At 44.4% G+C, this 26,216-nt stretch carries 21 protein-coding genes; 7 read left to right on the top strand and 14 right to left on the bottom strand.

The window, feature by feature from the left end; all coding sequences use genetic code 11:
• Positions 1 to 42 precede the first annotated feature (42 nt).
• The 3 genes from ACU01J_RS11375 (at position 43) to ACU01J_RS11365 (ending at position 3,311) form a co-directional block, all read left to right on the top strand.
• Positions 43 to 1,077: an extracellular solute-binding protein gene (locus ACU01J_RS11375; protein ID WP_481085821.1), complete on the top strand. Its 1,035-nt coding sequence runs from the start codon at positions 43 to 45 to the stop codon at positions 1,075 to 1,077.
• Positions 1,078 to 1,250: 173 nt separating this feature from the next.
• Positions 1,251 to 2,288 carry an extracellular solute-binding protein gene (locus ACU01J_RS11370; protein WP_481085820.1) on the top strand — a complete coding sequence of 346 codons (1,038 nt, stop codon included), beginning with the start codon at positions 1,251 to 1,253 and terminating at the stop codon, positions 2,286 to 2,288.
• A 240-nt stretch (positions 2,289 to 2,528) separates the two neighbouring features.
• Positions 2,529 to 3,311, top strand: coding sequence for a GGDEF domain-containing protein (locus tag ACU01J_RS11365; protein WP_481085819.1), 783 nt, complete (start codon positions 2,529 to 2,531; stop codon positions 3,309 to 3,311).
• A gap of 18 nt (positions 3,312 to 3,329) precedes the next feature.
• Here ACU01J_RS11365 and cobB read toward each other — a convergent pair whose 3' ends face one another.
• The 11 genes from cobB to ACU01J_RS11310 all read right to left on the bottom strand — a co-directional run bounded on the left by cobB (position 3,330) and on the right by ACU01J_RS11310 (position 14,449).
• Positions 3,330 to 4,067, bottom strand: a complete 738-nt coding sequence (gene cobB / locus ACU01J_RS11360; RefSeq protein WP_481085818.1) for a Sir2 family NAD+-dependent deacetylase — start codon at positions 4,065 to 4,067, stop codon at positions 3,330 to 3,332.
• Positions 4,068 to 4,234: 167 nt separating this feature from the next.
• Entirely contained in the window at positions 4,235 to 5,455 is a 1,221-nt protein-coding gene (locus ACU01J_RS11355; protein WP_481085817.1) for an ammonium transporter, read from the bottom strand.
• A 324-nt stretch (positions 5,456 to 5,779) separates the two neighbouring features.
• Positions 5,780 to 6,196, bottom strand: a complete 417-nt coding sequence (locus ACU01J_RS11350) for a hypothetical protein (RefSeq protein WP_481085816.1) — start codon at positions 6,194 to 6,196, stop codon at positions 5,780 to 5,782.
• Positions 6,189 to 7,232 carry a formate dehydrogenase subunit gamma gene (locus tag ACU01J_RS11345; RefSeq protein ID WP_481085815.1) on the bottom strand — a complete coding sequence of 348 codons (1,044 nt, stop codon included), beginning with the start codon at positions 7,230 to 7,232 and terminating at the stop codon, positions 6,189 to 6,191. Before ACU01J_RS11345 ends, ACU01J_RS11350 begins: the two co-directional genes overlap by 8 nt.
• A gap of 14 nt (positions 7,233 to 7,246) precedes the next feature.
• Positions 7,247 to 7,855, bottom strand: coding sequence for a formate dehydrogenase FDH3 subunit beta (gene fdh3B / locus ACU01J_RS11340; RefSeq protein WP_481085814.1), 609 nt, complete (start codon positions 7,853 to 7,855; stop codon positions 7,247 to 7,249).
• An 11-nt stretch (positions 7,856 to 7,866) separates the two neighbouring features.
• Positions 7,867 to 10,722 (bottom strand): formate dehydrogenase subunit alpha, encoded by a 2,856-nt coding sequence (locus ACU01J_RS11335; RefSeq protein WP_481085813.1) that lies wholly within the window; start codon positions 10,720 to 10,722, stop codon positions 7,867 to 7,869.
• Between the two features lie 10 nt (positions 10,723 to 10,732).
• Positions 10,733 to 10,930, bottom strand: coding sequence for a twin-arginine translocation signal domain-containing protein (locus ACU01J_RS11330; protein ID WP_481085812.1), 198 nt, complete (start codon positions 10,928 to 10,930; stop codon positions 10,733 to 10,735).
• 48 nt (positions 10,931 to 10,978) lie between these two features.
• Complete coding sequence (locus tag ACU01J_RS11325; RefSeq protein WP_481085811.1) at positions 10,979 to 11,614, bottom strand: TorD/DmsD family molecular chaperone; 636 nt, start codon at positions 11,612 to 11,614, stop codon at positions 10,979 to 10,981.
• A 12-nt stretch (positions 11,615 to 11,626) separates the two neighbouring features.
• A complete protein-coding gene (locus ACU01J_RS11320) occupies positions 11,627 to 13,288 on the bottom strand; it encodes a 4Fe-4S binding protein (protein WP_481085810.1) in 1,662 nt (553 codons plus the stop codon).
• 179 nt (positions 13,289 to 13,467) lie between these two features.
• Positions 13,468 to 13,995: a DUF3306 domain-containing protein gene (locus ACU01J_RS11315; RefSeq protein ID WP_481085809.1), complete on the bottom strand. Its 528-nt coding sequence runs from the start codon at positions 13,993 to 13,995 to the stop codon at positions 13,468 to 13,470.
• Positions 13,985 to 14,449: a DUF3305 domain-containing protein gene (locus ACU01J_RS11310; protein ID WP_481085808.1), complete on the bottom strand. Its 465-nt coding sequence runs from the start codon at positions 14,447 to 14,449 to the stop codon at positions 13,985 to 13,987. Before ACU01J_RS11310 ends, ACU01J_RS11315 begins: the two co-directional genes overlap by 11 nt.
• A 238-nt stretch (positions 14,450 to 14,687) precedes the next feature.
• Here ACU01J_RS11310 and fdhD point away from each other — a divergent pair, with 238 nt between their 5' ends.
• Both fdhD and ACU01J_RS11300 read left to right on the top strand, forming a co-directional pair.
• Positions 14,688 to 15,512, top strand: coding sequence for a formate dehydrogenase accessory sulfurtransferase FdhD (fdhD, locus tag ACU01J_RS11305; protein ID WP_481085807.1), 825 nt, complete (start codon positions 14,688 to 14,690; stop codon positions 15,510 to 15,512).
• Between the two features lie 169 nt (positions 15,513 to 15,681).
• Positions 15,682 to 17,568 carry a methyl-accepting chemotaxis protein gene (locus tag ACU01J_RS11300; RefSeq protein WP_481085806.1) on the top strand — a complete coding sequence of 629 codons (1,887 nt, stop codon included), beginning with the start codon at positions 15,682 to 15,684 and terminating at the stop codon, positions 17,566 to 17,568.
• An 82-nt stretch (positions 17,569 to 17,650) separates the two neighbouring features.
• Here the strand turns inward: ACU01J_RS11300 and ACU01J_RS11295 are convergent, their stop codons facing one another.
• Positions 17,651 to 19,237: an ABC-F family ATPase gene (locus tag ACU01J_RS11295; RefSeq protein WP_481085805.1), complete on the bottom strand. Its 1,587-nt coding sequence runs from the start codon at positions 19,235 to 19,237 to the stop codon at positions 17,651 to 17,653.
• A gap of 213 nt (positions 19,238 to 19,450) precedes the next feature.
• Here ACU01J_RS11295 and ACU01J_RS11290 point away from each other — a divergent pair, with 213 nt between their 5' ends.
• A complete protein-coding gene (locus ACU01J_RS11290; protein ID WP_481085804.1) occupies positions 19,451 to 21,796 on the top strand; it encodes an ATP-binding protein in 2,346 nt (781 codons plus the stop codon).
• A gap of 1 nt (position 21,797) precedes the next feature.
• Positions 21,798 to 22,676 carry a mechanosensitive ion channel family protein gene (locus tag ACU01J_RS11285; protein WP_481085803.1) on the top strand — a complete coding sequence of 293 codons (879 nt, stop codon included), beginning with the start codon at positions 21,798 to 21,800 and terminating at the stop codon, positions 22,674 to 22,676.
• Between the two features lie 60 nt (positions 22,677 to 22,736).
• Here ACU01J_RS11285 and ACU01J_RS11280 read toward each other — a convergent pair whose 3' ends face one another.
• Both ACU01J_RS11280 and ACU01J_RS11275 read right to left on the bottom strand, forming a co-directional pair.
• Complete coding sequence (locus ACU01J_RS11280; RefSeq protein ID WP_481085802.1) at positions 22,737 to 24,767, bottom strand: sensor histidine kinase; 2,031 nt, start codon at positions 24,765 to 24,767, stop codon at positions 22,737 to 22,739.
• Positions 24,757 to 26,202 (bottom strand): sigma-54-dependent transcriptional regulator, encoded by a 1,446-nt coding sequence (locus tag ACU01J_RS11275; protein ID WP_481085844.1) that lies wholly within the window; start codon positions 26,200 to 26,202, stop codon positions 24,757 to 24,759. The genes ACU01J_RS11280 and ACU01J_RS11275 overlap by 11 nt, the downstream gene beginning before the upstream one ends.
• Between the last annotated feature and the right edge of the window lie 14 nt (positions 26,203 to 26,216).

The raw sequence follows: 26,216 nt of genomic DNA, 5'->3' as shown, positions 1-26,216 counted from the left end.
TCAACTTACGATGTGGCAACGTTTGGTTTGGAGCTAACGTAAATGAAAAAATGGGCTACTCTATTAGCTGGTAGTGCATGTGCGCTTTCCCTGTTCTCAGGTTCAGTTGCAGCGGACGAAAATAAAGAACTCGTATTTATGAACTGGGGTCCTTACATCAACAGTAATATCCTAGAACAATTTACTGAAGAAACAGGTATCAAGGTTATCTATTCGACTTATGAGTCAAACGAAACCTTGTATGCAAAGCTAAAAACCCATAACCAAGGTTATGACCTAGTTGTACCTTCGACTTACTTCGTGGCTAAAATGCGCGATGAAGGCATGCTACAAAAGATTGATAAGTCAAAGCTAAGCAACTTCTCTAATCTAGATAAGAACTACTTAGATAAGCCTTACGATCCAAACAACGACTACTCTATTCCACACGTTGTTGCTATTACAGGTCTTGCTGTGAATGCAGACATGTACGATCCAAATGACTTCACTAGCTGGGCGGATCTATGGAACCCTGAACTTGAAGGTCAGCTAATGATGATGGATGACACTCGTGAGGTGTTCCACATTGCTCTGCGTAAGCTTGGCTACTCAGGTAACTCTAAAGATCCTAAACAAATTGATGAAGCGTATGCAGAACTGCAGAAGCTGATGCCAAACGTTCTTGTATTTAACTCTGACAACCCTGGTGCACCTTACATGTCAGGTGAAGTTGGCGTTGGTATGCTTTGGAATGGTAGTGCGGCAGCAGCGCAAAACGAAGGCATGAACCTTAAACTGATATTCCCGAAAGAAGGTGGTATTGGCTGGGTTGATAACTTTGCAATTTCTTCAGGTGCAAAAAACGTAGAAGCTGCACATAAGATGATCGACTTCCTTCTACGCCCTGAAATTGCGGAGCAAATTTCTCGTGATACTGGTTATTTAACAGCAGTTGAAGCATCTAACGCTAAGTTTAAAGATGTTGCGCCTCTGTTCCCATCACAGGAAGATCTCGACCGCGTTGAATGGCAAGACGCTGTTGGCGATATGACAGTGAAGTATGAAGAGTACTTCTTAAAACTAAAAGCTGGTCAGTAATAACTAGCGGTTTTGTAAAAATAGGCAGCCTCGGCTGCCTATTTTCGTTTTCACTGATATACTTACGCCCTGCTAAACTTGTCATGAAGATAAGTAAGTTTGATACGACGGTTTTATCAACGCAGATATCTGTGAAGATCGCCGCCTATAAGACAAAATAAAACGGAAAAAGAATGAAAAGTAAATTCTACGCAAGCGCACTTTGTGCAGCGACTCTAATCGCTTCGCCAGCAATGGCTGCTGACCAAGAACTTTATTTCTACAACTGGTCTGAATACATTCCAAGTGAAGTTCTTGAAGACTTTACAAAAGAGACAGGTATTAAGGTCATTTACTCGACTTACGAGTCAAACGAAAGCATGTATGCAAAGCTCAAGACGCAAGGTTCAGGATACGATTTAGTAGTACCGTCTACATATTTCGTTTCTAAGATGCGTAAAGAAGGCATGCTTCAGAAGCTCGATAAGAGCAAACTGTCTCACTTTGCTGACTTGGACACTAATTTCCTAAACAAACCCTTTGATCCAAGCAACAATTACTCAATCCCTTACATCTGGGGAGCTACGGGGATCGGTATTAACTCTGACATGCTAGATGCATCATCTGTTACTAAGTGGGATGACTTCTGGGATAGCAAGTGGGAAGGCCAACTCATGCTAATGGATGACTCTCGCGAAGTTTTCCATATCGCACTGACAAAACTTGGTTACTCTCCAAACACTACCAACCCAGATGAAATTAAAGCAGCCTACGAAGAGCTGAAGAAGCTAATGCCAAATGTATTGCTATTTAATTCTGATAATCCCGCTGTCCCTTACCTTGGAGGTGAAGTCTCTTTAGGTATGCTTTGGAATGGTTCTGCTTATGCGGCTCGCCAAGAAGGCGCATCAATCAACATTATTTGGCCGGAAAAAGGGACGATTTTCTGGATGGATAGTTTAGCGATTCCTTCCGGGGCTAAAAATGTCGATGCCGCGCATAAGATGATTGATTTCTTACTTCGACCAGAAAACGCCGCCAAAATTGCGCAAGAAATTGGCTACCCTACACCGGTAAAGACTGCATATAAACTATTGCCTGAGTCTTTTATTAACGATACTAATATTTTCCCTCCTCAAGAAGTAATGGATAGTGGAACATGGCAAGATGAAGTCGGTGAAGCGAGCGTGCTTTATGATGAGTACTTCCAAAAACTAAAAGTTGATAATTAACTACTTATGTACCAACTAAGATAAGTAGATGTTCAAATTACGCAGGAAAAAGCGCTCATAGCAAGACCTAGGTTTCAGCTAGCTAGTTGTTCTACCAAAAAATCTATAACGTAGCTATTAGCGATTGTAACCAGTAAGAATGAACAGATATTTTTCTGATTGGTATTTAAATCAGTTATATACTTAAAGAGCGGCATGATGCCGCTCTCTTTGTATACAAATACGAGCTAAGGATGAGCGATGAAAAGAAGGTATAAAATAATCCTGTTAATATTATGCCTACTGTTCGCTATTTCTACGCTGATCGCGTTTTTGACCCATAGTGATTACATCGACTCGCGGAACGATGTATGGTTTGAGAGTAATACTCTTTTTGTACTCATTTTTATATTCGTCATCTCCAAAAATACCATTCTAGACAATCGCTATATCAAGTACGGCTTCCTCCTACTAATCTTTAATCAATCGTATGATGTCATCACTGAAATTACCTATCTTGACGCTATTTCTGATAAGTACGATCTTATCGATACAATGATTGAAGATGGCACCTTGCAGATAGCCTACCTTCTAATCGCGTTCGGTTTCACTAAACTGATCAAGCAAATCAATGATGAAGCCTGTGTCGATGAACTAACAGGTTTATACAATCGAAAAAAACTTCCAGAAATCAGAATGCGATTTTTCGACTTAATTTATTTGGATCTAGATGGTCTTAAAAAAGTTAACGACACTAAGGGACACGCTGTTGGAGATTTAACGATTATCCGTTTTGCGCAAGCAATTAATCAGATTATTGATCGACACGAACAAGCATTCAGAATCGGTGGAGACGAGTTTGTGATCGTTGCTAAACCTTCGGAAGGACGAAAGTTTGTCGTCAAATTGAAGCAAGAACTAACCGGAGAAAACATCAGCTTCAGTTACGGTATAGAAGCTACAAACATCAAAGAGTTGGGAAAGGCACTCGAAAAAACCGATCAGGCTATGTACAAAATGAAAAACTCTCAGCGAGATGGCTGAGAGTTTCAAACTAACGGGTTAGGCGTGTTTAACGTCGAGCTCTTGTAAGCTGAGGATCTCTTTGACTAGCCTCGGAACTTCAATACTCGCTTTACCATAGCGCTTTTCTTCAAACTCACTTTCAACCGCACTTGGCTCTAGGTTAATTTCAATCGTATGAGCGCCGTGCATTTTCGCATCATGGACAAATCCAGCAGCTGGATATACCACGCCAGATGTCCCGATGGAAACGAAAAGGTCCGCTTGTTCTAACGAGGAATAAATATCGCCCATTCTCAATGGCATCTCACCAAACCAGACCACATGAGGACGCATTTGTGATGGTATTTGACAACAATGGCAAAGATCGCCAGTTTTAATCTTGCCTTTCTCTTCAATTACTTGGTTAGACTCGCTACAACGCGCTTTTAGTAGTTCGCCATGCATATGAATCACGTTTTTGCTCCCACCACGTTCGTGCAGGTTGTCGATGTTTTGCGTGATGATGGTCACGCTACCATCCAAATGCTTTTCAAGTTCACCTAACGCGATATGCGCTGCATTGGGTTCAATCGATGGGTTTTGCAGCCCAAGTCTACGTTGATTATAAAAGTCTTGAACAAGATCAGGGTTACGTTCAAATCCTTCAGGTGTTGCGACGTCTTCAATTCGGTGATTTTCCCAAAGACCATCCTGAGCTCGAAATGTTTGAATCCCCGACTCCGCTGAGATTCCTGCACCCGTCAATACAACGACATTACGATATGGGAAGTTCATACTGCATCCTTATTAGTGTTCGTGAGGTTAGCTTAGCATCGTATGTATATCTTCCCTAGTATTCGAAGTTAGACCATAGTCGAACTCATTATTTTTAACCTAGTTTTTGTGAGGTTAAACAAAAGACAGCCATCACAGCTGCCTAAATTATTTGATTTGGTAAATGTTTAATCTTCACTCGTCGAGGATATCTTATGAATTGCTAGGTCAGCACCATTGAACTCATCCTCTTCCGAAAGACGCAGACCTGATAGCTTGTTGATAATGCCGTAAACAATGAGCGCACCAATGACAGCTACCGCAATACCAGTACCAGTTCCTAGCACCTGAACAGTCAAACTCACCCCTCCTAGCCCGCCTAAAGCCGTTTGACCAAAGATACCTGCGGCCACACCGCCCCATGCACCACAGACACCGTGTAATGGCCACACACCTAGTACATCGTCAATCTTGGTTCTGTTTTGTAAATAGGTAAACAGATAAACAAACAAAGCTCCTGCAATAGACCCAGTAATTAGAGCGCCAATTGGGTGCATTAAGTCCGATCCCGCACAGATTGCGACTAAGCCCGCTAATGGACCATTGTGAATAAAACCAGGGTCATTTTTGCCGGCGATTAGCGCTGCTACAATACCACCAACCATAGCCATCAATGAGTTCATCGCAACTAAGCCGCTAATGCCATTGAGCGTTTGCGCTGACATCACGTTGAAACCAAACCAACCTACGCAAAGGATCCATGCACCTAATGCTAAAAATGGAATGTTAGAAGGCGCGAAGTTGGTATGTTTACCTGCGCGAATACGGCCTTTACGCATACCTAAAAAGATAACGGCAACTAAGGCAATCCAACCACCGACACCATGAACAACAACTGACCCTGCAAAATCATGAAAACCGTAACCGAACTGGGACTCAAACCAAGCCTGTAAACCAAAGTTACCGTTCCAGATCATACCCTCAAATACTGGATAAACTAAGCCTACGGTAAAGAAGGTTGCAATCAGTACAGGATAAAAACGGGCACGTTCAGCTATGCCTCCGGATACTATCGCTGGAATTGCTGCTGCAAAAGTAAGTAGGAAAAAGAACTTAACCAGTTCATAGCCATTTCCTTCCGATAACGTTTGAGCATCAGCAAAGAAGTTAGCGCCGTAGGCCACCCAATATCCGATAAAGAAATACGCGAGTGCTGAGATACCGAAGTCAGCAAGAATCTTTACCAACGCATTGACCTGGTTCTTATGTCGTACCGTCCCGACTTCAAGGAAAGCAAAGCCGGCATGCATTAAGAACACCATGATCGCTCCGAGTAAAAGAAATAGTGTATCTGAACTTTGAGTCAGAGTTTGAACCGCTCCGTGAACCTGACTGGCCGTGACGCTCATCCTTATATGTCTCCATTCTGTTGTTGCGCACTTTATCTGTGCATCAAATAATCGAGCTCACCATTGTGGTGAGCTCGCTAAAAGAACGGATGTCGCAAGTTGCATGCCATTAACTGATGATTGTATAAAGTAAAACTAACCGGTTGAATTCAAACATTTTTATAATATTTCAACTAACAACCACTATGACATAGGTGCAATTCAAAGATTGAAACGCACAGATTTGGTGAATGCGCACCAGAATAATGCGATTGCTTGTAGTGCAAAATGAAAAGCCCTGACAATGTCAGGGCTTGAGTCTAAAACTTTACGTATCATATCTTCTTAAAGGTTAGGTCCTTTAGAAAAACTGAATGGCTCATTGGCTTGTAGCTTTTTCATACCTCTGACCATTCGCAATAACCAGAACACGATCGCGACTATACCAAACACCATTCCAGTGTATGGGATATAATAAGCAACCTTATCGATGATGTGGCTCTTATACCAATAATCGTTAAGCCCTATCAACACACCATTTGATGTAGCGACGGTAATGATTAGTACGACAAAGTAAGTTAGGTTCAAGAAGAATGAACGAATTAGACCGTAATAGTGTGAGTCGATAATTTCGCCATCTTCACCTTTATCCAATCGATACCCAGCGTAGATAATTGCAACCACACCAGAGATCAAACAAGTGAATGGTGTAAAGAAGCTAAGAATATACGCGACCCAAATACCTTTATTAGGCTTACTCATTTGTTTGCGCTCCTTTCACTTCTTTGACAGCAACAATACCCTGCTCTTCACGCTCTTTGTCCATCACTTCTTGGTACCATAAATCATGGTGCTCTTTCGCCCAAGTCTCATCAACCTCACCGGTAACCATACCTTCAAGTGCGCCTTCCATACCAAACAAACCGATATAGATATGGAACACAAAGCCACAGATTAGGATCAGAGCTGCAAGCATGTGAACAAGGTTAGAAAACTCCATATGACGGCGAGTTTGACCGAAAATAGGGAAATCTAACACTAATCCGCTGAGTGCTACTACGGTACCAACGACGATGAGTAGCCAAAATAGCGCTTTTTCACCTGCGTTAGAGAACTCAGCCGACGGGTGTGACCCCTTGTGTTTACCCACCATGCCGCCAAGTTTCATGAACCAAGCGATATCAACCTTCTTAAAGGTCGACTTACGCCACCACTTTACAAGCACGCATAGGAGCAACACGTAGAAAATTGGACCAATGTAGTTATGGTACTGCTTCGCCAACATGATGATGAATCCCCATAACTCAGACGGGATGTAAGGCTTTAGGAAATGCTTACCATAAACCAACATCAAGCCACTAAACGCTAATGTTAAGAAGGTAAACGCCATGCTCCAGTGGAGTGCTCGATCAAGTCGAGACCAACGTTTGATCTTCTTACCCGTTCTAGGGGCACTAAGCATTAGTGGACCAATGACGATATACATTAACGTCACAAAGGCAATACTGCCAAAAATTGCCACAGCTCCCGCTGGAGACATCCATTTTTCTTTCAGAATGTACCAGGTTTGCCCCGGGGTACTAATCAGCATTCCATGCTCTGGGGACTGAGATGTTGTGTAGCCTACTTCACCACCACGAACTTGACGCCAAAAATCGGCACCAGCCAATTGAGTCATTTCACGTTGTGCAACTTCAGACTCTTTTTGCTCAGCATGCGCAGGCAACGACAAAGCAAACAGTAATGCTGCCATCATAGACAGCATCACAAGAGATGCACGTTTAAACATTGAAAACATGTACCTCTCCAGTCTTAGCTTTTCGTTGCGTCGTAAGACAGATCGTTACCGTCTGTCCAACCCGCGCCTTTCGCACCGCGCTCAACAACACGCTGACGGAAGATATCGGATACTTTCTCTGCATCACCCGCTAGAAGTGCTTTTGTCGAACATAATGAAGCACACATTGGTAGTTTGCCTTCAGCAATACGGTTCGCACCGTACTTCTGACGCTCTTCTACTGAACCTGGCACCGTTTCAGGGCCACCTGCACAGAAGGTACACTTATCCATCTTGCCACGCTCACCGAACGCTTCTTGTTTAGGGAACTGAGGAGCGCCAAACGGACAAGCAAACAGACAGTAACCACAACCAATACAAAGATCTTTATTGTGAAGTACGATGCCATCTTCTGTATGTTCAAAACAATCAGCAGGACAAACAGCCATACATGGCGCGTCCGTACAGTGCATACAAGCAACAGAAATCGAGTTTTCACCAGGCTCACCGTCGTTCAGGGTTACCACACGGCGACGTTGAATCCCCCACTCTAGGGCATCATCGTTTTCATTCTTACATGCAGTGACACAGCCGTTACATTCGATGCAGCGCTTAGTGTCACAAAGGAATTTCATTCTAGCCATCTGTTGACTCCTTAAGCTTTACGAATGTTACATAGGGTGACTTTGGTTTCCTGCATTTGTGTGACAGGGTCATAACCGTAAGTCGTGGCAATGTTGGCAGATTCACCAATCACGTATGGGTCTGTCCCTTCTGGGTACTTGCCGCGAAGGTCTTCGCCTTGGAACTTGCCGCCAAAGTGGAACGGAATAAACGCTAGCCCTGGTTTCACGCGGCGTGTCACCATCGCTTTAACGTGAATACGGCCTTTCTCTGCACCTTCAACCCAAACCATATCGCCGTCTTTGAAACCAAGATCGTTGGCATCTTTAGGGTTTACTTCAACGAACATCTCTTGTTGAAGCTCCGCTAGCCAAGGGTTAGAACGTGTCTCTTCACCACCACCTTCGTACTCAACTAAACGACCAGACGTTAAGATAATTGGGTATTCTGCCGACACATCTTTATCTTGGATTGACTTATACATGGTTGGTAGACGGTAGATAGACTCACTGTCATCCCACGTTGGGTAATCCGCTACAAGATCTCGACGAGGCGTGTAAAGCGGTTCACGGTGAAGTGGCACTCGGTCTGGGAATGTCCATACGACAGCACGTGCTTTCGCATTACCGAAAGGAATACAACCATGTTTGATTGCGACGCGTTGGATACCGCCAGACAGGTCAGTTTTCCAGTTCTTACCTTCAGCCGCGGCTTTCTCTTCCGCCGTGAGATCATCCCACCAACCTAGAGATTTCAGCAGTTTATCACTGAATTCTGGGTAGCCATCTTCAATCTCACAACCCTTCGAATAGCTGTCTTCAGCCAGTATGCTTTCGCCTTCAAATTCCACACCGAAACGTGCACGGAAGTTACCACCACCTAGCGCTACAGGCTTAGATGTATCGTAAAGGATATGCGTACCAGGGTGCTTCATCTCAGGCGTCCCCCAACATGGCCAAGGCAGACCGTAAGTCTCACCATGCGCAACACCGCCTTCTGCCTCTAGCGACGTTTTGTGGAACGTATGCCAGTTTTGTTGGTGAGCTTTTAGACGCTCTGGGCTTTGACCTGTGTAACCGATCGTCCACATACCTTTGTTGAATTCGCGAGTAATGTCTTCGATTAGTGGTTGGTTGTTCTCAACTTTAACGTTTTTGAATAGCTGATCTGCAAAGCCAAGTTTCTTGGTTAGAAGGTACATGATTTCATGGTCAGGCTTAGACTCAAACAGTGGCTCAACAACTTTGTCACGCCACTGAATTGAGCGGTTTGACGCAGTTACACTACCGTAAGTTTCAAATTGAGTTGTTGCTGGTAGAAGGTAAACGCCGTCAGTACGATCATTCATTACCGCTGCAACAGTTGGGTATGGGTCAACAATAACCATCATATCCAGCTTATGCATCGCCTTCTTCATCTCAACACCACGAGTCTGCGAGTTCACCGCGTGACCCCAGTAGAACATAGCGCGGATGTTGTCGTTCTGTTCGATGTTGTCTTTGTTTTCTAATACGCCATCAATCCAACGAGAAACAGGGATACCCATGTTGTTCATTGGTTTCTTACCGCGGTATTCGTTTTGATCAAAGCGATTCTGAACCCACGCGTGGTCAAGATCCCAAACTTTTGACCAGTGCTTCCACGCACCGTCTGAAAGACCGTAGTAACCAGGAAGTGTATGAGACAGTACGCCAAGGTCAGTTGCGCCTTGAACGTTATCGTGGCCACGGAAAATGTTAGCACCACCGCCTGATTTACCCATGTTACCTAGCGCTAGCTCAAGTACACAGTATGCACGGGTGTTGTTGTTACCTGTGGTGTGTTGAGTACCACCCATACACCAAACAACACAGCCTGGACGATTTTCAGAAAGAAGCTTCGCTGTTTGGTACACTTCTGCTTCAGTCACACCTGTTACGCGTTCAACTTCTGCTGGGTTCCACTTAGCGACTTCTTCACGAATTTCATCCATGCCGAATACGCGTTGGCGAATGAATTCTTTGTCTTCCCACTGGTTAGCAAAGACATGCCATAGAATACCCCAGATGAAAGCAACGTCTGAACCCGGGCGAAGTGATACATAGTGATCCGATTTCGCAGCAGTACGAGTACGGCGAGGATCGGCAACCACGATCTTACAGTTGTTCTTCTCTTTCGCGATTAGGATGTGCTGCATCGCCACTGGGTGCGCTTCAGCAGGGTTTGAACCAATGAACAGCATCGACTTACAGTTGTGCATGTCATTGAACGAGTTCGTCATCGCACCGTAGCCCCAAGTGTTTGCGACACCTGCAACCGTAGTTGAGTGACAGATACGCGCTTGGTGGTCAACGTTATTGGTACCCCATAGTGACGCCATTTTGCGGAACATGTACGCTTGTTCGTTATTGTGCTTTGCACTGCCCAACCAGTAGATTGAGTCTGGGCCAGACTCTTTACGAATCTCTAGCGTTTTGTCACCAATCTCTTCGATCGCTTGAGCCCAAGAGAGTTTCTTCCACTTACCGTTTTCAAGCTTCATTGGGTATTTTAGGCGGCGTTCTCCATGACCGTGCTCACGCAGTGCTGCGCCTTTCGCACAGTGGCCACCAGCATTGAATGGGTGGTCGAATGCAGGTTCCTGACCAGTCCAAACACCGTTTTGTACTTCTGCATAAATACCACAGCCCACTGAGCAGTGAGAACAGATTGTACGTTTAATCTCGGTTTTCGCGCTTGGATCAATAGATTTAGCTTCCGCTTTTTTGATCATCCCCGGTGCGAAAAGACTGGCCCCAACCACAGCGCCACCAGCAGCAAGCGAGCTGTTTTTCATGAATGCGCGGCGTGAAACACCTAATTGATTTTGTTCTTTGCTCACGTTATCGGAGCGTTTGACTAATTTCATCGGTTAGCTCCTATAGCGTTTCGTAGTAATCACGAATATGTTGTGTTTCGTGGTAACCCGTTTTCTTTTCGTCTTGTTTCGGTGCTACACACTCTGACGCGCTAGCCACTTTTGTTGTTCCAGCGACTACGGCTCCAGCCGCTGCAGCGGTCGCCAAGCCTTTGAGAAGATCCCTGCGGCTTTGATTTAACTCTTTATTATCTTTCATTATTGCTTCCTTACCCTTTTTAGTAGGTATTGCTATCGACGTGAGACGTTATTGCAGAGGCTGCTCATACTCAGTGACATTTTTCACATCAATTTTTAATTTGCTTTTACTGCTTGCATTATTAGCACTGAAACGTACTTGCTCTAGTGTCATAAATGCTTGCGCCAGTTCAGCGACTGAGCGGTAGAAGTTTGCATTTCCTGCATTTTTCACTTGCTTAGTAAAAGATTCGAACCAAGTGCCAAGGTGTTTATTGAAGAAGACCTGCTGTAGCTCCTCTTCTTCTCCTGTTAGAATCGACATCACTTCACATAGCGCCGAAAAATGATCTTCTGGTTCTTTAACTTGCTCTTCACGTTCTAAACCAAGTAGCGCAAGGTCATGACGGATAGATGCAAGAGGCTTCTCCATTAACGAACCAGTTAAGTGCCACGAGGCAAATGGCACTGCTTCTCCACGGCCAATGCCGATAAAGAGCTCTTGATATTCATCTGCAAGTGGTTCTGGCTGGCTGTCAATAGCTGCTTGCTTAAGCTGATTCCAAGCTTGCTGCATTACACTTTCACCCTGTTCAGTTTCTAGTTCAGATAGAAACGCGATCAACTCATTGGTTGGCTGCTGACGAAACAGTGTCGAAAGCAGCAAGTAAATGTCAGCGCGAATGGTTTGTTGTTGATTGTCCATTGATAGTTCGCCTTAGTAATTCAATTGTTTCGTTGGGTCTTCAGCCATTGACTCAAACATGTCAACAACGCGGCAGTCTTCACACATGGCGATACGATTTAACGCCGATTCATCAGTGAAATGAGAGTGACCGCGTAACTTATCTTGCAGCATATTGATCATAGACTGTGGAGCGAATGGCTTATGACAACGAACGCACTCTGCCGCTTTTTCTTGGTGTATAACCTGTGCTTGTTGGCGGCTGGCTTTGTCCCAGTTCATGCGTGGTGTCATGCTAAGAACTTGTTCCGGACAAGCCTTAGTACACAGGCCACATTGAATACAGTCTTGCTCGATAAACTGAAGTGAAGGAGAAGTCCCGTCGGTATGCAGAGCACGTGTCGGACAGACCGCCACACAACTCATACATAACGTACAATCTTTGCTTTCACAGTTAATCGTTCCGTATGGCGCATTGGTCGGAAGCTCTACAATGTTTTCGACTGGAATACGTGACTGAGCCAGAGCATCAAGCGACGTGAACAGACGTTGACGCTTATTACCTTCTAAATCGCCAAGCGCTAAATCAAACGACTCAGTACATAGCGTAGGCACACCTTCACGAAGCGATTCTAGGTATAAAATATCGATGGTTTCTTTTGCGATACCCAATTGAGTCAACAATTCCTGAGCAACTGCGACCTCACCATTGAGTACACGTAAGATGGTTTGAGGCATAAATCGGCTTGCTGCAAAGAGAACTTGCGTAGCACCATTCGCTAATGCAGCAAACCAAGAGTCAATCCCAACCGAAGGAAGTTCTTCTACTACAAGTGGAATGACGTTATCAGGCAAAGCTTTAAGTGCCATAACATTGTATTGCTCATGGCGTGAGCTACAGATCAGCACGATAGGATTCACGCCGCCTTCTGCTTCGTAATTCGCTAGCGTACGCTCGATAAACTTTTGCGTATCTTGTGGATTTGGGAGTGCGTAATGAATCGCTTCAGTAGGACAAGCCGTTGCACAGGTACCAACGCCTTGACATAGATAAGGATTGATCTCGATTCTATGTCCTGTTTTAGCGTTGCCTTCACTTGATAGTGCGCCGGCCGGACACGCATCAACACAACGATCACAACCTTTCACACCGCGTGAGCTATGCGCACATAAGTCGGCATCAAGGCGGAAGAATTTTGGTTTATCAAACGTGCCCATTAAGGTCGGAATTTCTTCAAGGGCTTCTGCTAGTTTTGGGTATCCACGGCCCACTGGGTAGTAACCAGGAACAGGCACTTCTTCGTTCATGCAGCTGTTAAGACATAAGTCTAAAACAATATCGAAGCAGTCATGATTCAGGGCAACCTTCGCTAGATTGCTCTCTACACCATTGTTCTCAGTCATCACGGTGAATGCACCTAGAAACCCAGATACCTGAACCGAGCTCGCGTAGTACAAATTGCTATGCTCGCCCTTCTCTCCATCCGTAGACAGCAGCGTGATGCTTTTCATTTGATCTAATTGATGCGCTGCACTTTCAATAATTGAAGTAGGCCCAACAATTAACGTATTACCACCACTTTCGTAGCTTACGGTTGGAGGGATGAGGTTGGTCAGCTCAACGGTATTCTCAAATGCGTAAAGACGAGCTTTACCATTTACAGAATCAGATTGTTGTAATAATTGTTTTAGCATTGCTCAGTTCCAGTTAGAAACGGAATATTCACTTAGGCGAATAATAGCAAATGCTGTACCAACTTTTTATGCTTATAAAATCAGTATGTTAGTAGGAATTTTGAAAGTTCTATGCGACAAAACAACGGAGTGAGACAAATTGTCCCACCCCGCTAGTTGATTGATTAGTCAAAATGTACCTATTCTTTGTGTGGTATATTTTGTCCCACTTGGTCATCTTGATCATTACTAGCATCATCGCTAGTAATCGGTGCCTGTTCGATTTCAGCTACAACGTCCCCCTCATTCTCAGCCAAGGACTCTTCAATTAGCTGCTCTTCTTGCTCTTCTTGCTCTTCTTCGTCAGCATTCATCCAGTCACGCAGCTTACTCGCCACTTCAGTAGATAAACTCTTAACGGCTTTGTAGTCATGATCATAGTCATTGAGGCCATCAACCGCGCTAAATTCACCAGAGAGAAACAATTTTCGTAACGCCGTCTTCTTAACCGCTGACTCTGCTTGTGACGCGAGTAATGCTGCAACACTGCCTTCAGGCTCCTGTGTCTCAAGGCTTTCAGTTGCAGCCTTATCTTCTGTTGGAGAGTCTTCAATGCTTTCTACAACTTCATTAGTAGACGCAGTGGGCTCGACGCTTTCACTTGTTTGTTCAGCTTCATCGCCTTCAAGCTTTCTTTTCGACCAACGACTTAAAAAACTAGTTGCCACTTGCGCGCCCCGCACCTTTTCTCTTTTTACGTCTCTGTTCTAGTAGCTCTCCGTGGCGACCAATAAAGGCTTCCATCCAAGCTTGAATAGCCAAAGGCATTTCGTTAGAAAGCACTAGGTAATCACCATCCATATACTGACCAGCAACACTTTGTGATGCAGTCAGCGTTACTATGTTTGGTTGTTCATCACTGTCAACATTGTCTAGAACTAAGAATAATTTAGGCTGAGCAGAGCTAAGGTTGAAACGATAGTCAGTTCGCTCATCTCGATGTAATTGCAGTAGCGCGACCGATTCATTTTGCTCTAAAGGCTGTAATTCAAAGCCCGTCAATTGCCATTGAGTTGTAGTCCATAACCCTGTCGCAATCTCATGAGAGACTAATTGACAATCAATGGACCAAAGTTCTTCAGATTTATGTAGTTTTAGGCTCACAGTTTCTTGTTTCGACATGGTTCACCAGCTTGAAATTTGATATTAAGTTGTTTTGGCTTATCGAGTTCTCGCAAATAGTTCACATCACAAAGCAATATTTGTACCCAAACACTAAGCCTTTCCTAATTTCAACTTAGTGCATGTTCGTCAACTTTGTGGCAAGAGATAGTTAAACTTAGAGCTTTCCCATATTAGGAACGTTCCTTGCAAGAAACGTGTAGCAAAAATAATACTGATAGATCGAATAGGATACGTCGTGGTTAAACCAAACATAATCAAAACCAGTGAAAACCCTCTACAGACACTCGAAGTGGTTGTCTTCGACGAATATGGAGAAAAGCTGACCAAACAGATCGCTTGTGAACGCCCTTTAACCGTGATGCTTAACTGGAAAGAAGTGGTGACCTTGATGACTTTAGGCTCTCGTCCTGAGTCACTGGTTTTAGGTTATTTGAAGAACCAAAGCTTTATCTCAGATCCTGATTGTTTAGAGTCGGTCATTATCGACTGGGAAACTCATTCAGCCGCCGTTATTACCAAAGAAGACACTCAACAAGTTGAATCTGCGCTTAAGAAGAAAACGGTCACTTCTGGCTGTGGACAAGGCACCATGTACGGCAACGTGATGAAACAGTTGGAAAACTACCAAGTGCCGCAAATCCAGATCAAACAATCTGAGATCTATTCCGCTCTTGAAGCGCTAACCCACTATAACGAAACCTATAAAAAAGCCGGTGCGGTTCATGGCTGCGCAGTATGCCGTGATAATGAAGTACTTTCGTTTGTCGAAGATGTCGGCCGCCACAACGCGGTTGATACTCTGGCCGGTGAAATGTGGCTAAACCAACAAAATGGAGACGACAAGATTTTCTATACCACGGGTCGCTTAACTTCTGAGATGGTGATCAAAGTGGCGCAAATGGGTATTCCTGTGCTTCTGTCTCGTTCTGGGGTGACTCAAATGGGCTTAGAGCTCGCTGAGAAATTCGGTATTACTACCATTGCACGCGCCAAAGGCCTACGCTTTCAAGTATTTACCGGCGCCGAAAAAATCGAATTCGATGTTAAGGGGAATCAATAGCCCCCTCCCAATGCCTCATTCCAAACGCACCACTCTCGGTGCGTTTTTTTATTCAACTGCTTGCAATGCTTAATTCACCTGCTATTAGTTTTATATGTGTCACCAAACATTCATACAAATGACACACTCATCAACTACGACGTTGACATTGGCTTCTAGGGAGGTGTTCATGGATGCAAATCCAAGCACTACAAAAACGCATGGCTTTACTTTATCGATAAGGACTAAGCTGGTTCTCATTAATCTTGCATTGCTACTTTTTGTTGGTGCTTACGGGTACTACGAACATCTCAGTCTGCAACGACTACAGTCATTGGAAAAAGCGTCGTCAGATAACCTATCCAGCGGTATCGACCTATTAATGCTTAGACGGCACGAAAAAGACTTTCTTGCTCGCAAAGATGACAAATACCCTCAGCGTTTTGATAAAACATTTGATGAGTTGGAAAACAGGCTCAACACCCTTTCGACTCAACTCGCCAAACATGAGCTAGAGTTCGCTCAATCGACTAACGATATTGCCGAGACATTGCTGCAATACAAGCAACAGTTCCATGCTCTTGTCGCGCAAACTAAGCGTATTGAAGGCAATAGCGACAGTTATGTATCTTTATTAGCCGCTGCTCGCGGTGAATTAAAGGCCAAAACAATCGAGTTACAAAACTTGCCACTGAAAGTCACTTTATTTGAGTTGATGGAAGCTGACTATCGCTACTTAAGTGAACCAACGACTGACAACCAAGAAACTTTTAAAAATGCTTTGGTGAACTTCTCCCTGCACTTGATAGAGCACCCTACGATTAGTCATTATTTCCAAGCCTACCGCCAACAAGCAGAGGCGCTAAAACAAGCCAACCTTGTACTTGGCCTATCCCCAAACGAAGGAATGCGCGGGAAGTTACGTAATAATGTCCATAAGACAGAGGAGTCAATCGCTACCCTACAAGGTGAGATAGTTCGTGAAGTGGCAAACGCTACTGACAGCGTTAAACAACAGCTACAAATCATTGGCCTTACTATGGTCACTCTGCTCTCGTTACTACTGTTTTTAATTGGTAGAAGCATTCTTAAGCGTATTAAGGCAATCAACATATTAATGCGTGATATCGCCTCTGGCGATGGTGACTTAACCGTGCGCATGAATGCCAAAGGCAGTGACGAACTAGCTCAGCTTGCGAACTCCTTCGACAGTTTCATTAGTCAATTACACGTGCACATCAAAGACCTCGCTCAAGTGATGAACGTACTAAGCGAAAGCTCTTGCAGTTCTGAGCAAGCAGCGACGAAGAGTATGAGTAATGCCGAACAACAGAAGGCAGAGTCGGAATCTGTTGCCACCGCGGTGAATGAGTTGGTTATGACTAGTAACGAGATTACCGCCAGCATTGAATCTGCGGCGCAAAACGCTGAGCGAATGAAAAATGAGGCAAATAACGCTTTAGATGTTACCCATTCTACGAGAGATGAAATTTCCGCTCTATCCATGTCGATAGAGAAGTCACAGAGTCAAATTGAGCGTCTTGAAGTTCAAAGCAGAGAGATCCACAACGTAGTAGCGACCATTCAAGGAATCGCCGAGCAAACCAACCTACTCGCTCTTAATGCCGCGATAGAGGCAGCGCGTGCAGGCGAGAGTGGGCGTGGATTTGCTGTGGTAGCCGATGAAGTTAGACAGCTCTCTCAAATGACCAATACTTCAACGCATCAAATTGAGTCAACCGTCACGGCGTTAACTAACGGTGTAAACGAAGCAGTAACAATGATGTCTACCAGTTTAGCGCAAGCGCAAGGGACGAATGCTCATACCAAGAATGTTGTTACAGCAATAGAAAGCATCAGTACTCAAATTAGTGAGATGTTTGATATGAATACTCAAATTGCAACTGCGTCTGAAGAGCAATCGATGGTGTCAGCCGAGATTGACCGAAACATCACCCAAATCGCTCACCTTGCTGGTGACACCTATAACGTTGTATCTGGCTCTGTAAGATGTAGCGAACAAGTCTCTGGCGTCAGCCATAAACTGGCCAATATTGTTTCCCAGTTTAAATACTAAACAAGCTTAAAATAAGAGCCTCATAACGAGGCTCTTTTAATATCAAATGATTGCAGTGTATTCAACTGCGATCCTGCGCGCTTTATATCCCACGCGCTTTTAGGAACTCTGCATAAGTGCCGCGGAAGTCGTGAATCTGGCCATCTTTGATTTCTAGAATACGTGTTGCTAGAGAGTCTACAAATACACGGTCATGAGAAACGAAGAACAGTGTACCTTTGTATTGCTCAAGTGCGTTATTGAGTGACTCAATCGATTCCATATCCATGTGGTTGGTTGGCTCATCCATTAGCAGCATGTTTGGCTTGTGCATTTGGATCTTACCAAGGAGCATACGGCCTTGCTCACCACCAGACAGTACTTTCACTGACTTCTTGATGTCATCTTGCGAGAACAGCATACGACCTAGGAAGCTGCGTAGTACTTGCTCGTCGTCACCCTCTTGGCGCCATTGACCCATCCAATCCATTAGGTTCATGTCTTCTTCAAAATCATGTGCATGGTCTTGAGCGTAGTAGCCAATATTTGAGTTTTCTGACCACTTGTATTCACCTGTGCGCGGCTCTAGGACGCCTGCAAGAGTGTTTAGTAATGTCGTCTTACCCACACCGTTCTCACCGATGATTGCAACACGCTCACCAACTTCGAAGATAGCATCGAAGTTGCTAAATAGATCGCCTTCAAAACCTTGGCTTAGGTTTTCGACCACAAGAGCATTACGGAACAGTTCTTTAGATTGTTCAAAACGGATGAATGGGTTTTGACGGCTTGACGCTTTAACTTCATCAAGCTGGATTTTATCAATCTGTTTGGCACGAGACGTTGCTTGTTTCGCTTTAGATGCGTTTGCAGAGAAACGCGCCACGAACGTTTGCAGTTCAGCGATTTGTGCTTTCTTCTTAGCGTTGTCAGATAGTAGACGTTCACGCGCTTGTGACGCTGCTGTCATGTACTCATCGTAGTTGCCGTGGTACACGCGTAGCTCACCGTAGTCTAAGTCAGCCATGTGTGTACATACTGAGTTAAGAAAGTGACGGTCGTGCGAGATGATGATCATCGTACAATTGCGTTGGTTCAACGTTTCTTCCAACCAGCGGATAGTATCCATATCCAAGTTGTTGGTTGGTTCGTCAAGCAGCATAATGTGTGGGTCAGCAAATAGTACTTGTGCAAGTAGAACACGCAGTTTCCAACCAGGTGCAACTTCGCTCATTAGACCGTAGTGCTGCTCTTCTGGGATACCAACAGCAAGAAGAAGTTCTCCTGCTTTAGCATCAGCCATGTAACCGTCCATTTCTGCAAACTGAACTTCGAGATCAGCAACTAACATTCCCTCTTCTTCACTCATTTCAGGCAGTGAGTAGATTCGGTCACGCTCTTGCTTAACTTTCCATAGCTCTTTGTAGCCCATGATAACCGTATCGATTACCGTGAACTCTTCGTAAGCGAACTGATCCTGATTTAGCTTAGCGACACGTTCATTAGGATCGTAACTTACGTTACCACCCGTTGGCTCTAGCTCACCGCTTAGAATTTTCATGAACGTAGATTTACCACAGCCGTTCGCACCGATCAGGCCGTAACGGTTACCTTCACCAAACTTAACTGAAATGTTTTCAAACAGTGGCTTAGCACCAAATTGTTGTGTGATGTTGTTAGTGGAAATCAATGTCGTTACCTATTTAATATGAAAAACCGCGCCACACTACTGTTTACCGAGCCTAACTTCAAGCATTGTTTTCCGATAGATTCATGACACTACACTGACGATTCTTATGTGTAAGACTATTAGGCTGTGCGCTTATATATTGCCAGCGATCGTTCGCTTTTCGTATGAAAGTCGCTAAACTAACTCTAACCTCATAAGATTTAAGAGATTTCTATGCGTTCCATAACACGCTTATGTGTAATTTTTTCTCTACTCATCTCTAGTTTTTCTTATGCCAGCTGGGATTATGACTTCCAGCCAGTGCCAGAAGCTAAATCTGTCGCCAGTGACATTGCAGATGAAGTAAGCCAGATTCCTGATCCTTTATTTATGACATCAAAGGATAACCGTAAGGTTTCACTGTTGTTAAACGCAGTTTTGCAAGAGCAAGACAAACAACGCGTTTCGTTTGGTGAATATTTAGCCTCTTACCGTAAATCCGGCGACGATAAAACTTGGTTTGAAATGGAGTCAAGTTATCTGACATTAAATAGCTTGGCCCAAAGTAAGCAGCGCCTACTTGAGCTAGCCGACAATGCGATACGCGAAAAACTAACGGGCTTTGGTCCGTATGGTGTGACTCAATTTAAGCGCGAACTACAGCTAACTAAGCTAAATGGCGAATACCTGTTCCATTTCCAGCTTCGTAGCTTTAAGTCTTTGATTAACGACCTTCTGATTTCGCCTGTGCCCGTTATCTGGGCGGCGTTGAAAGTCTTGTTCATCTATTTTGTCTTGGCTTGGTGGTTAGCTAACAATCGTCGCCTAATCGCGCTATTTAAATCGTCATTTGTTGAAAACACCAATAAGCCGCGCTTCTGGGTCCGTATCGTTTGGTACATTAGTAGTGCCAACCGTGCTATTGCTTGGCTAATCGGCATTACGCTTTCATTGCGCGTGCTGTCAGGTATCCCAAGTCTTCAACATTTGATATTCCTAGAGATCTTTACCTGGTGGATTCTCGGGGGGTCGATTGCAGTAAGTTTTATTCTTGAGCTGACCTATCGCCACAGCCGCACTACCAGCCCTGAAGTCGTTGCTTTGCGACTTTCAACCATCCGTCGTTACGTATGGAGCATTATTGTCGCAGGCGTTATCTTGCAAATCTCAATGCGTACCCTTGGCAAAGGCACCATCTATTACTGGATATACAGCGCTCTGTTCTTTTGGTTTATATTGGTTACTGTTTCAGTACTGCGTCTTTGGCGTACAAAAGTGTTTGAAACCGCTGCGCATATACCTGAGCGCCCTGTTTGGGTTCAATGGTCAATCAGCCGTAAAGATACATTCCTTTTAAATATCGTTGCTACGGCTATCACTATCGCCTGGCTGACGATACATGTTCTGAAGCATAAAATCGTCGCAGCGCTTTCTAGCTTTAGCTTCTTTAGCCAAGCGCTAGCGTACCTGTTTAGAATTGAAGTTGCCAAACAGACCAATAGCCACAACAATCAAGAAAAGCTGGTTCGAGTCCGCGGTGATGCGACATTTAAGTATATTCTTCCTGGCAATACAGACAGTGAACTGATTGATTACGCCACCGATGAGATCAAACAACTATCTCAATACCTGCTAACAGACAGCCCAGCAGTTTGTGTTCTTTCTGGTGAACGTGGCGCTGGCACAACAACGGCCCTACGTTCTTTGCTTAACCGAGTGAAGAATGCTGAGCCAATTTATTTGAACTGTCCTTATGCAGGTTATAAAGAGCTATTGGTTCACCTTGCGGTAAGTATCGGTCTAGAAGAAGATGCCACTGAAATCCAAATCTTGGCTCATTTGCGTAAAAGTGACACCACTTACCTCATCGCGATTGATAATGCTCAGCGACTGGTTAAGCCGATGGTCGGTGGATTGGCCGAGCTTATCCGTATTACCAACTTACTGCGCCGCTCACGGAAGAATCATCGCGTTGTGTTTGGTATTGAGAAAGCGAGCTGGCGTTTTGTCGATCGTGCTCGTGGTGAACGCCTATTGTTTGATTTAGTTAGCTTCTTACCTCGCTGGACTGAAAAACAAGTTGGCCAACTGCTCGACACACGCATCAATCAAACAGACGACTATCGCATCTCGTTTGAGGGCTTAATGGTACCGAAGCAATGGGACCAAGAAGAGTGCACCGAAGAAGAGCGTGCAAAACAAGGCTTCTGCCGTATTCTTTGGCATTACTCTGATGGTAACCCTACCGTTGCGTTACGCTTTTTCCGTTTCTCACTCAATAAAGATAAGGAAACTGAACAAGTTTACGTGCGTTTGTTTAAAGCACCTGAGTCACAAGAACTTGAAAAAATGCCCAAACCAATGCTAGCGGTTTTACGCTCGATTGTTCAGTTGGAGATTGCTTCACCGGAAGTACTATCAGAATGTACTCAGCTCACCATAGCGGAAATTACTGGAACGTTAAGATACTTCCAAAGCCGGGGTTATATCGAGTGGTCTGAAGATAAAGCTCGTATCTCTGACCATTGGTTCCGCCACATTACTAATGTACTCGACCGTCAACACTTACTGGTGAAATAATATGATTCGTTTGCTACTCGTAATTTTGTCATCATTTATTGCCCTTCCTGCCCTTGCCACGGAAGAGATAGCCAATGTCGATAACATTACTCAAATCGCTAGTTTGATTCGTTGGAGCGGCGTGTTTTTCTCCTTCTTGGTGATCGCGGCGACTTGGCTGCTGCTCAAGTTTATCAACTCTCTGGTTGAGAGCATTGGTAGTCAGTTCGCTCAGTATCGAATGCTACTGCAAAAGCTGCAATCGTTTATGCAGTTCTTCATCTACATGAGTGCCGGTATTCTGGTATTTATGATGAGTTTCCGCATCAACGATCAAATATTAGCTTTGATTGGCGGTACGCTTGCCGTATCAGTAGGTTTCGCTTTAAAAGACCTAGCGGCATCCTTCATCGCTGGTATGACTGTAATGGTTGATCGACCGTTCCAGGTTGGTGACCGCGTCACGTTTGAAGGTAACTACGGTGACATTATCACTATCGGCTTGCGCTCAGTTCGTATGCGTACGTTGAACGATGACATCATCACTATTCCGAACAACAAGTTCTTAAGTGAAGTTACAGTCAGTGGTAACTATGGTGCGCTTGATATGCAGGTCGTTATACCGTTTTACGTAGGAATGGATGAAGACATCACCCTTGCACGTGACTTAATCCAAGAGGCAGCGTCATCGAGTCGCTATATTCACTTACCTAAGCCTGTAACTGTGTTGGTTAAACAGACTATTACTGATAACTACCTGGCAATTCAGTTAATGTGTAAGGCTTATGTGGTTGACACAGCCTATGAGAAGTTGTTTGAAACGGACATTACACTAAGGGTTATGAAAGAGTTTAAGAAACATAATATTAGCCCGCCTAAGATCGCGCTACACACCCACTAAAATGTCAAAAACAAAAAGCGGCCATTTCTGTGGCCGCTTTTTTGTTTTCCTATTCTTAGCTTAAAGGTTCATTACCTTAAGAGCTTTCTCAGTGCGCTCCGGCAGATAAATGCTAAATACACTTCCTTTACCCCACTGTGAGGAGACCTTCAGTTCTCCTCCTGATTGACTCAAGATACTTTGCGAAACAGAGAGTCCAAGCCCGGTACCTTCTCGCTTAGTGGTATAAAACGGAGAGAAGATACGCTTAAGGTTTTCTTCTTTAATCCCGCACCCTTCATCTTGAACATGGATGATCGCACCTTGGGTCTTACCTTCTTCAATCCAATCTTCGCTTGAAATAAGCAATCGACCTTTACCTTGCATTGCATGGATACCATTCATTTGCAGATTAACGAGTATCTGCAACAATTGGTGGCGATTGACCTCAACACTAGTATGTGCGTTTAACTGGGTTTCAAAGCTTATGTCACGCTTCTTCATGCCGGTTTTCACTAACGTCACGCTTTCCTCAATAATTGGATTAACGTGTTGCCAAGTGATCTCATCTTGTACGCCGCCTTGACGACTGTATTGGAGTAAGCTTCGGGTGATGTTTCGAATACGGTCAATCTGAGCATGAATCGTTTCAATTTCTTCTGCCACTCTTTTTGAATCATCGCCCAGCTCAAATTGAATCAACTCTACGTTACCAAGGATCACCGCTGTAGGGTTGTTGATCTCATGTGCAATGCCCGCGGTTAATTCACCTAGCGCCGCGAGCTTTTCACTGATAACCAGTTTATCTCTGGTCTGATTTAATAATTGGATATGCAGCTCAAGTTCTTCGGTTTTCTCTTTTAAGCTCGCGGTTCGGTCTTGAACCTTGCATTCAAGACCCTCAGCTGCTTTCTGTAGCTCATTTTTACGCTGTTTAAGTAGGTCAAGCATGTTATCGAACTGCTTTGCCAACATCGCAAGTTCGTGATTCTCATCTAACCCTAGAGGACCAATTCGCGTCTCTTTACCTAGTTGAATCATCTTCACCACGCGGTGGATATGTTCGATAGGTGCGAATAGATCGCGAGAGCCACGATAAACCAACAAACTCGATATCAACAGTAAGAAAAGCGTGGTTATCGACACCTCAGCGATATTGGTCATATAGGAGGTAACAAAAGGCCATAAAAGGTAGCCGGTATAAAGCATACCAATGGCGTTATTATACTGATCGTAAAGCGGCTTATACGCGGTGATGTACCAAGCGTCATAGACGAATGCTAGGTTTACCCACTCTTGCCCTTCAACCAAAACCGTTTGCTTAACTTCTTGCGAAACACGTGTACCAATAGCGCGGCCCTGTCTGACTTCACTATTAAGTGGAACGTTAGTACTCACTCGAAGATCATCTAAGAACACTGTTAGTGTGCCCACTGGACGCAAGCGGTCTCCTTTTGATGGGTAGATCAAGTCACGAATGGTATCAACCAGTACTGTGCTGTTATTGAGTAATAAACCACCGTCTAAAAAGCCAATCAGATCATTGGTTTGATTGTAGATGGGGATTACGGTACGACTGACTAAACCTCGTCCTTCAACTTTATTACCATCTAGAATTGGGGTTTGGGCACGAATCGTTAAATCTTGGTTTAACTCCTGAAGCTCATCGTCGGTAAGTACATCAAAGAAAGACTCTTTGCGCGTCAAATCTAAGAAGCGGAACTTATTTTCTATCGTATCTACGCGGTGAAAGCGTAAGAAGTCTAGCTTATAACGATGTCTCTTCTCGGCAACCCATTGTTGCAACTCTGCTTCGTCTGCTTTCGTGTCCCTGATATGGGTGATGAATTCATAGGAATCAGCAAATGCTTTAACATGATTTGCCTGCTTTTCTTGAATTAACTCAATGCTGTTTTCTGCAACACCGAGACGCTCTGAAACATCCAATAATGCACTTTGCCATGTGTAATGAATCGACCAGTAAACAGTAATACCAATTAACGCAATAAGGGTGAGAAAAATCGGCGCAGACGTTAGGAACATAAGTCGGTAACGAACCATGGTCTTAAATCGATATCGCCATTTCCCCCACAACGTCGTACTAGTCGGCATAGCTTGTTCCTTCACTGTCCCACTCTTTGTATTTGCGCTCTAATGTTTTTCGCGCAACGCCTAAATCTCTGGCCGCGGCCGATTTATTGCCATCATGAAAATCGACTAATTGTTCGATGTGCGCCCTTTCGACCTCTTTCAATGCCCAAGTGTTTGGGTAGCCAGACCAGGTTACGCCATCCTTTATTTCAATAAGTTCAGCGCCACTCGATACTGTCATGGTGACCGAAGGCTTAAGGTGCTCGCCATTTACTTCACGCCAGTAATGAGCTGGTGGTTTGCCCAGTAAAATACAACGCTCAATGAGGTTTTTAAGTTCACGAATATTACCCGGCCAGTCATAGTCGTTCATTGCATGAATATCTTCATGAGCCCACTTAGGATCCGGCATGCCAAGCTCTGCAATCAGCATTTGGGTAAAGAATGGAACCAACTCAATAAGGTCGGCCTTACGCTCTTTAAGTGGGGCAACATCAATCTTCAACACGTTTAATCGGTAATAGAGATCCGACCTAAAGGTACCCTTATTTACTTCTTCTTGAAGATTGCGGTTGGTTGCCGCGACGACACGCACATCGACCGTGACTTCTTTCTCGCTGCCGACAGGTCTAATTGTACGCTGCTCCAATACTCGTAGTAGTGCGGACTGCATGGTTAAGGGCATTTCACCAACCTCATCGAGGAACAAGGTGCCGCCACTCGCAACTCTGAACAGCCCTTCGCGACTTTTCTTCGCGCCGGTAAATGCGCCTGCCGTGTGGCCAAACAACTCGCTTTCTAAAAGCTCTGGTGCAATGGCCCCACAGTTAATTGGAACAAATGGACCACTTCTTCCGCTTGCTTCATGCACACCGCGAGCAACCAACTCTTTACCTGTCCCCGACTCACCTTCAACTAACACAGACGCTCTAGAAGGTGCAAATTGAGTGATTAACTGCTTGAGCTGCTTTGTTTTTTCAGACCCACCGACAATTTCCGTTTTGATATGACGTTTAAATTCATGCTTAAGTGCAAGCTGATGTCTTTGCTCCAAGCGCTTATCCATACAGCGTTGTACCGCTTGTAACATCTGGTCTAGATTGAACGGTTTTAGAATGAAGTCAGAAGCACCCAACTTTAAGGCAGAAATGGCCGTTTCAAGATCGGCGTAGCCAGTCATGAAAATCACATCAGCTTTCTTATCCTGATCGTTGAACACTTCCTCCCACTCAATCCCAGAACGACCAGGAAGGTTAATATCTAAAACGATCAGGTCATAGTGGTTGGTAAGACGAAGCGCTTCAGCTGCTTCTATACTCCCTGCACAATCGACTTTCGCAAACCATTTGCTCAATGCTTTGTTCAAAATGGTCTGCATACCGATTTCATCGTCTACAACAAGAACAGAGAAAGCTTGGTATTGAGATGCTTTAAGTGGGTCAAGTGACACAGGCATAGTTTTATACTTAT

The organism is Vibrio sp. 2433-A1, from assembly GCF_056726085.1.
Note: the sequence above shows the minus strand (reverse complement) of the source record. Positions and strands in the feature narration are given on the sequence as shown.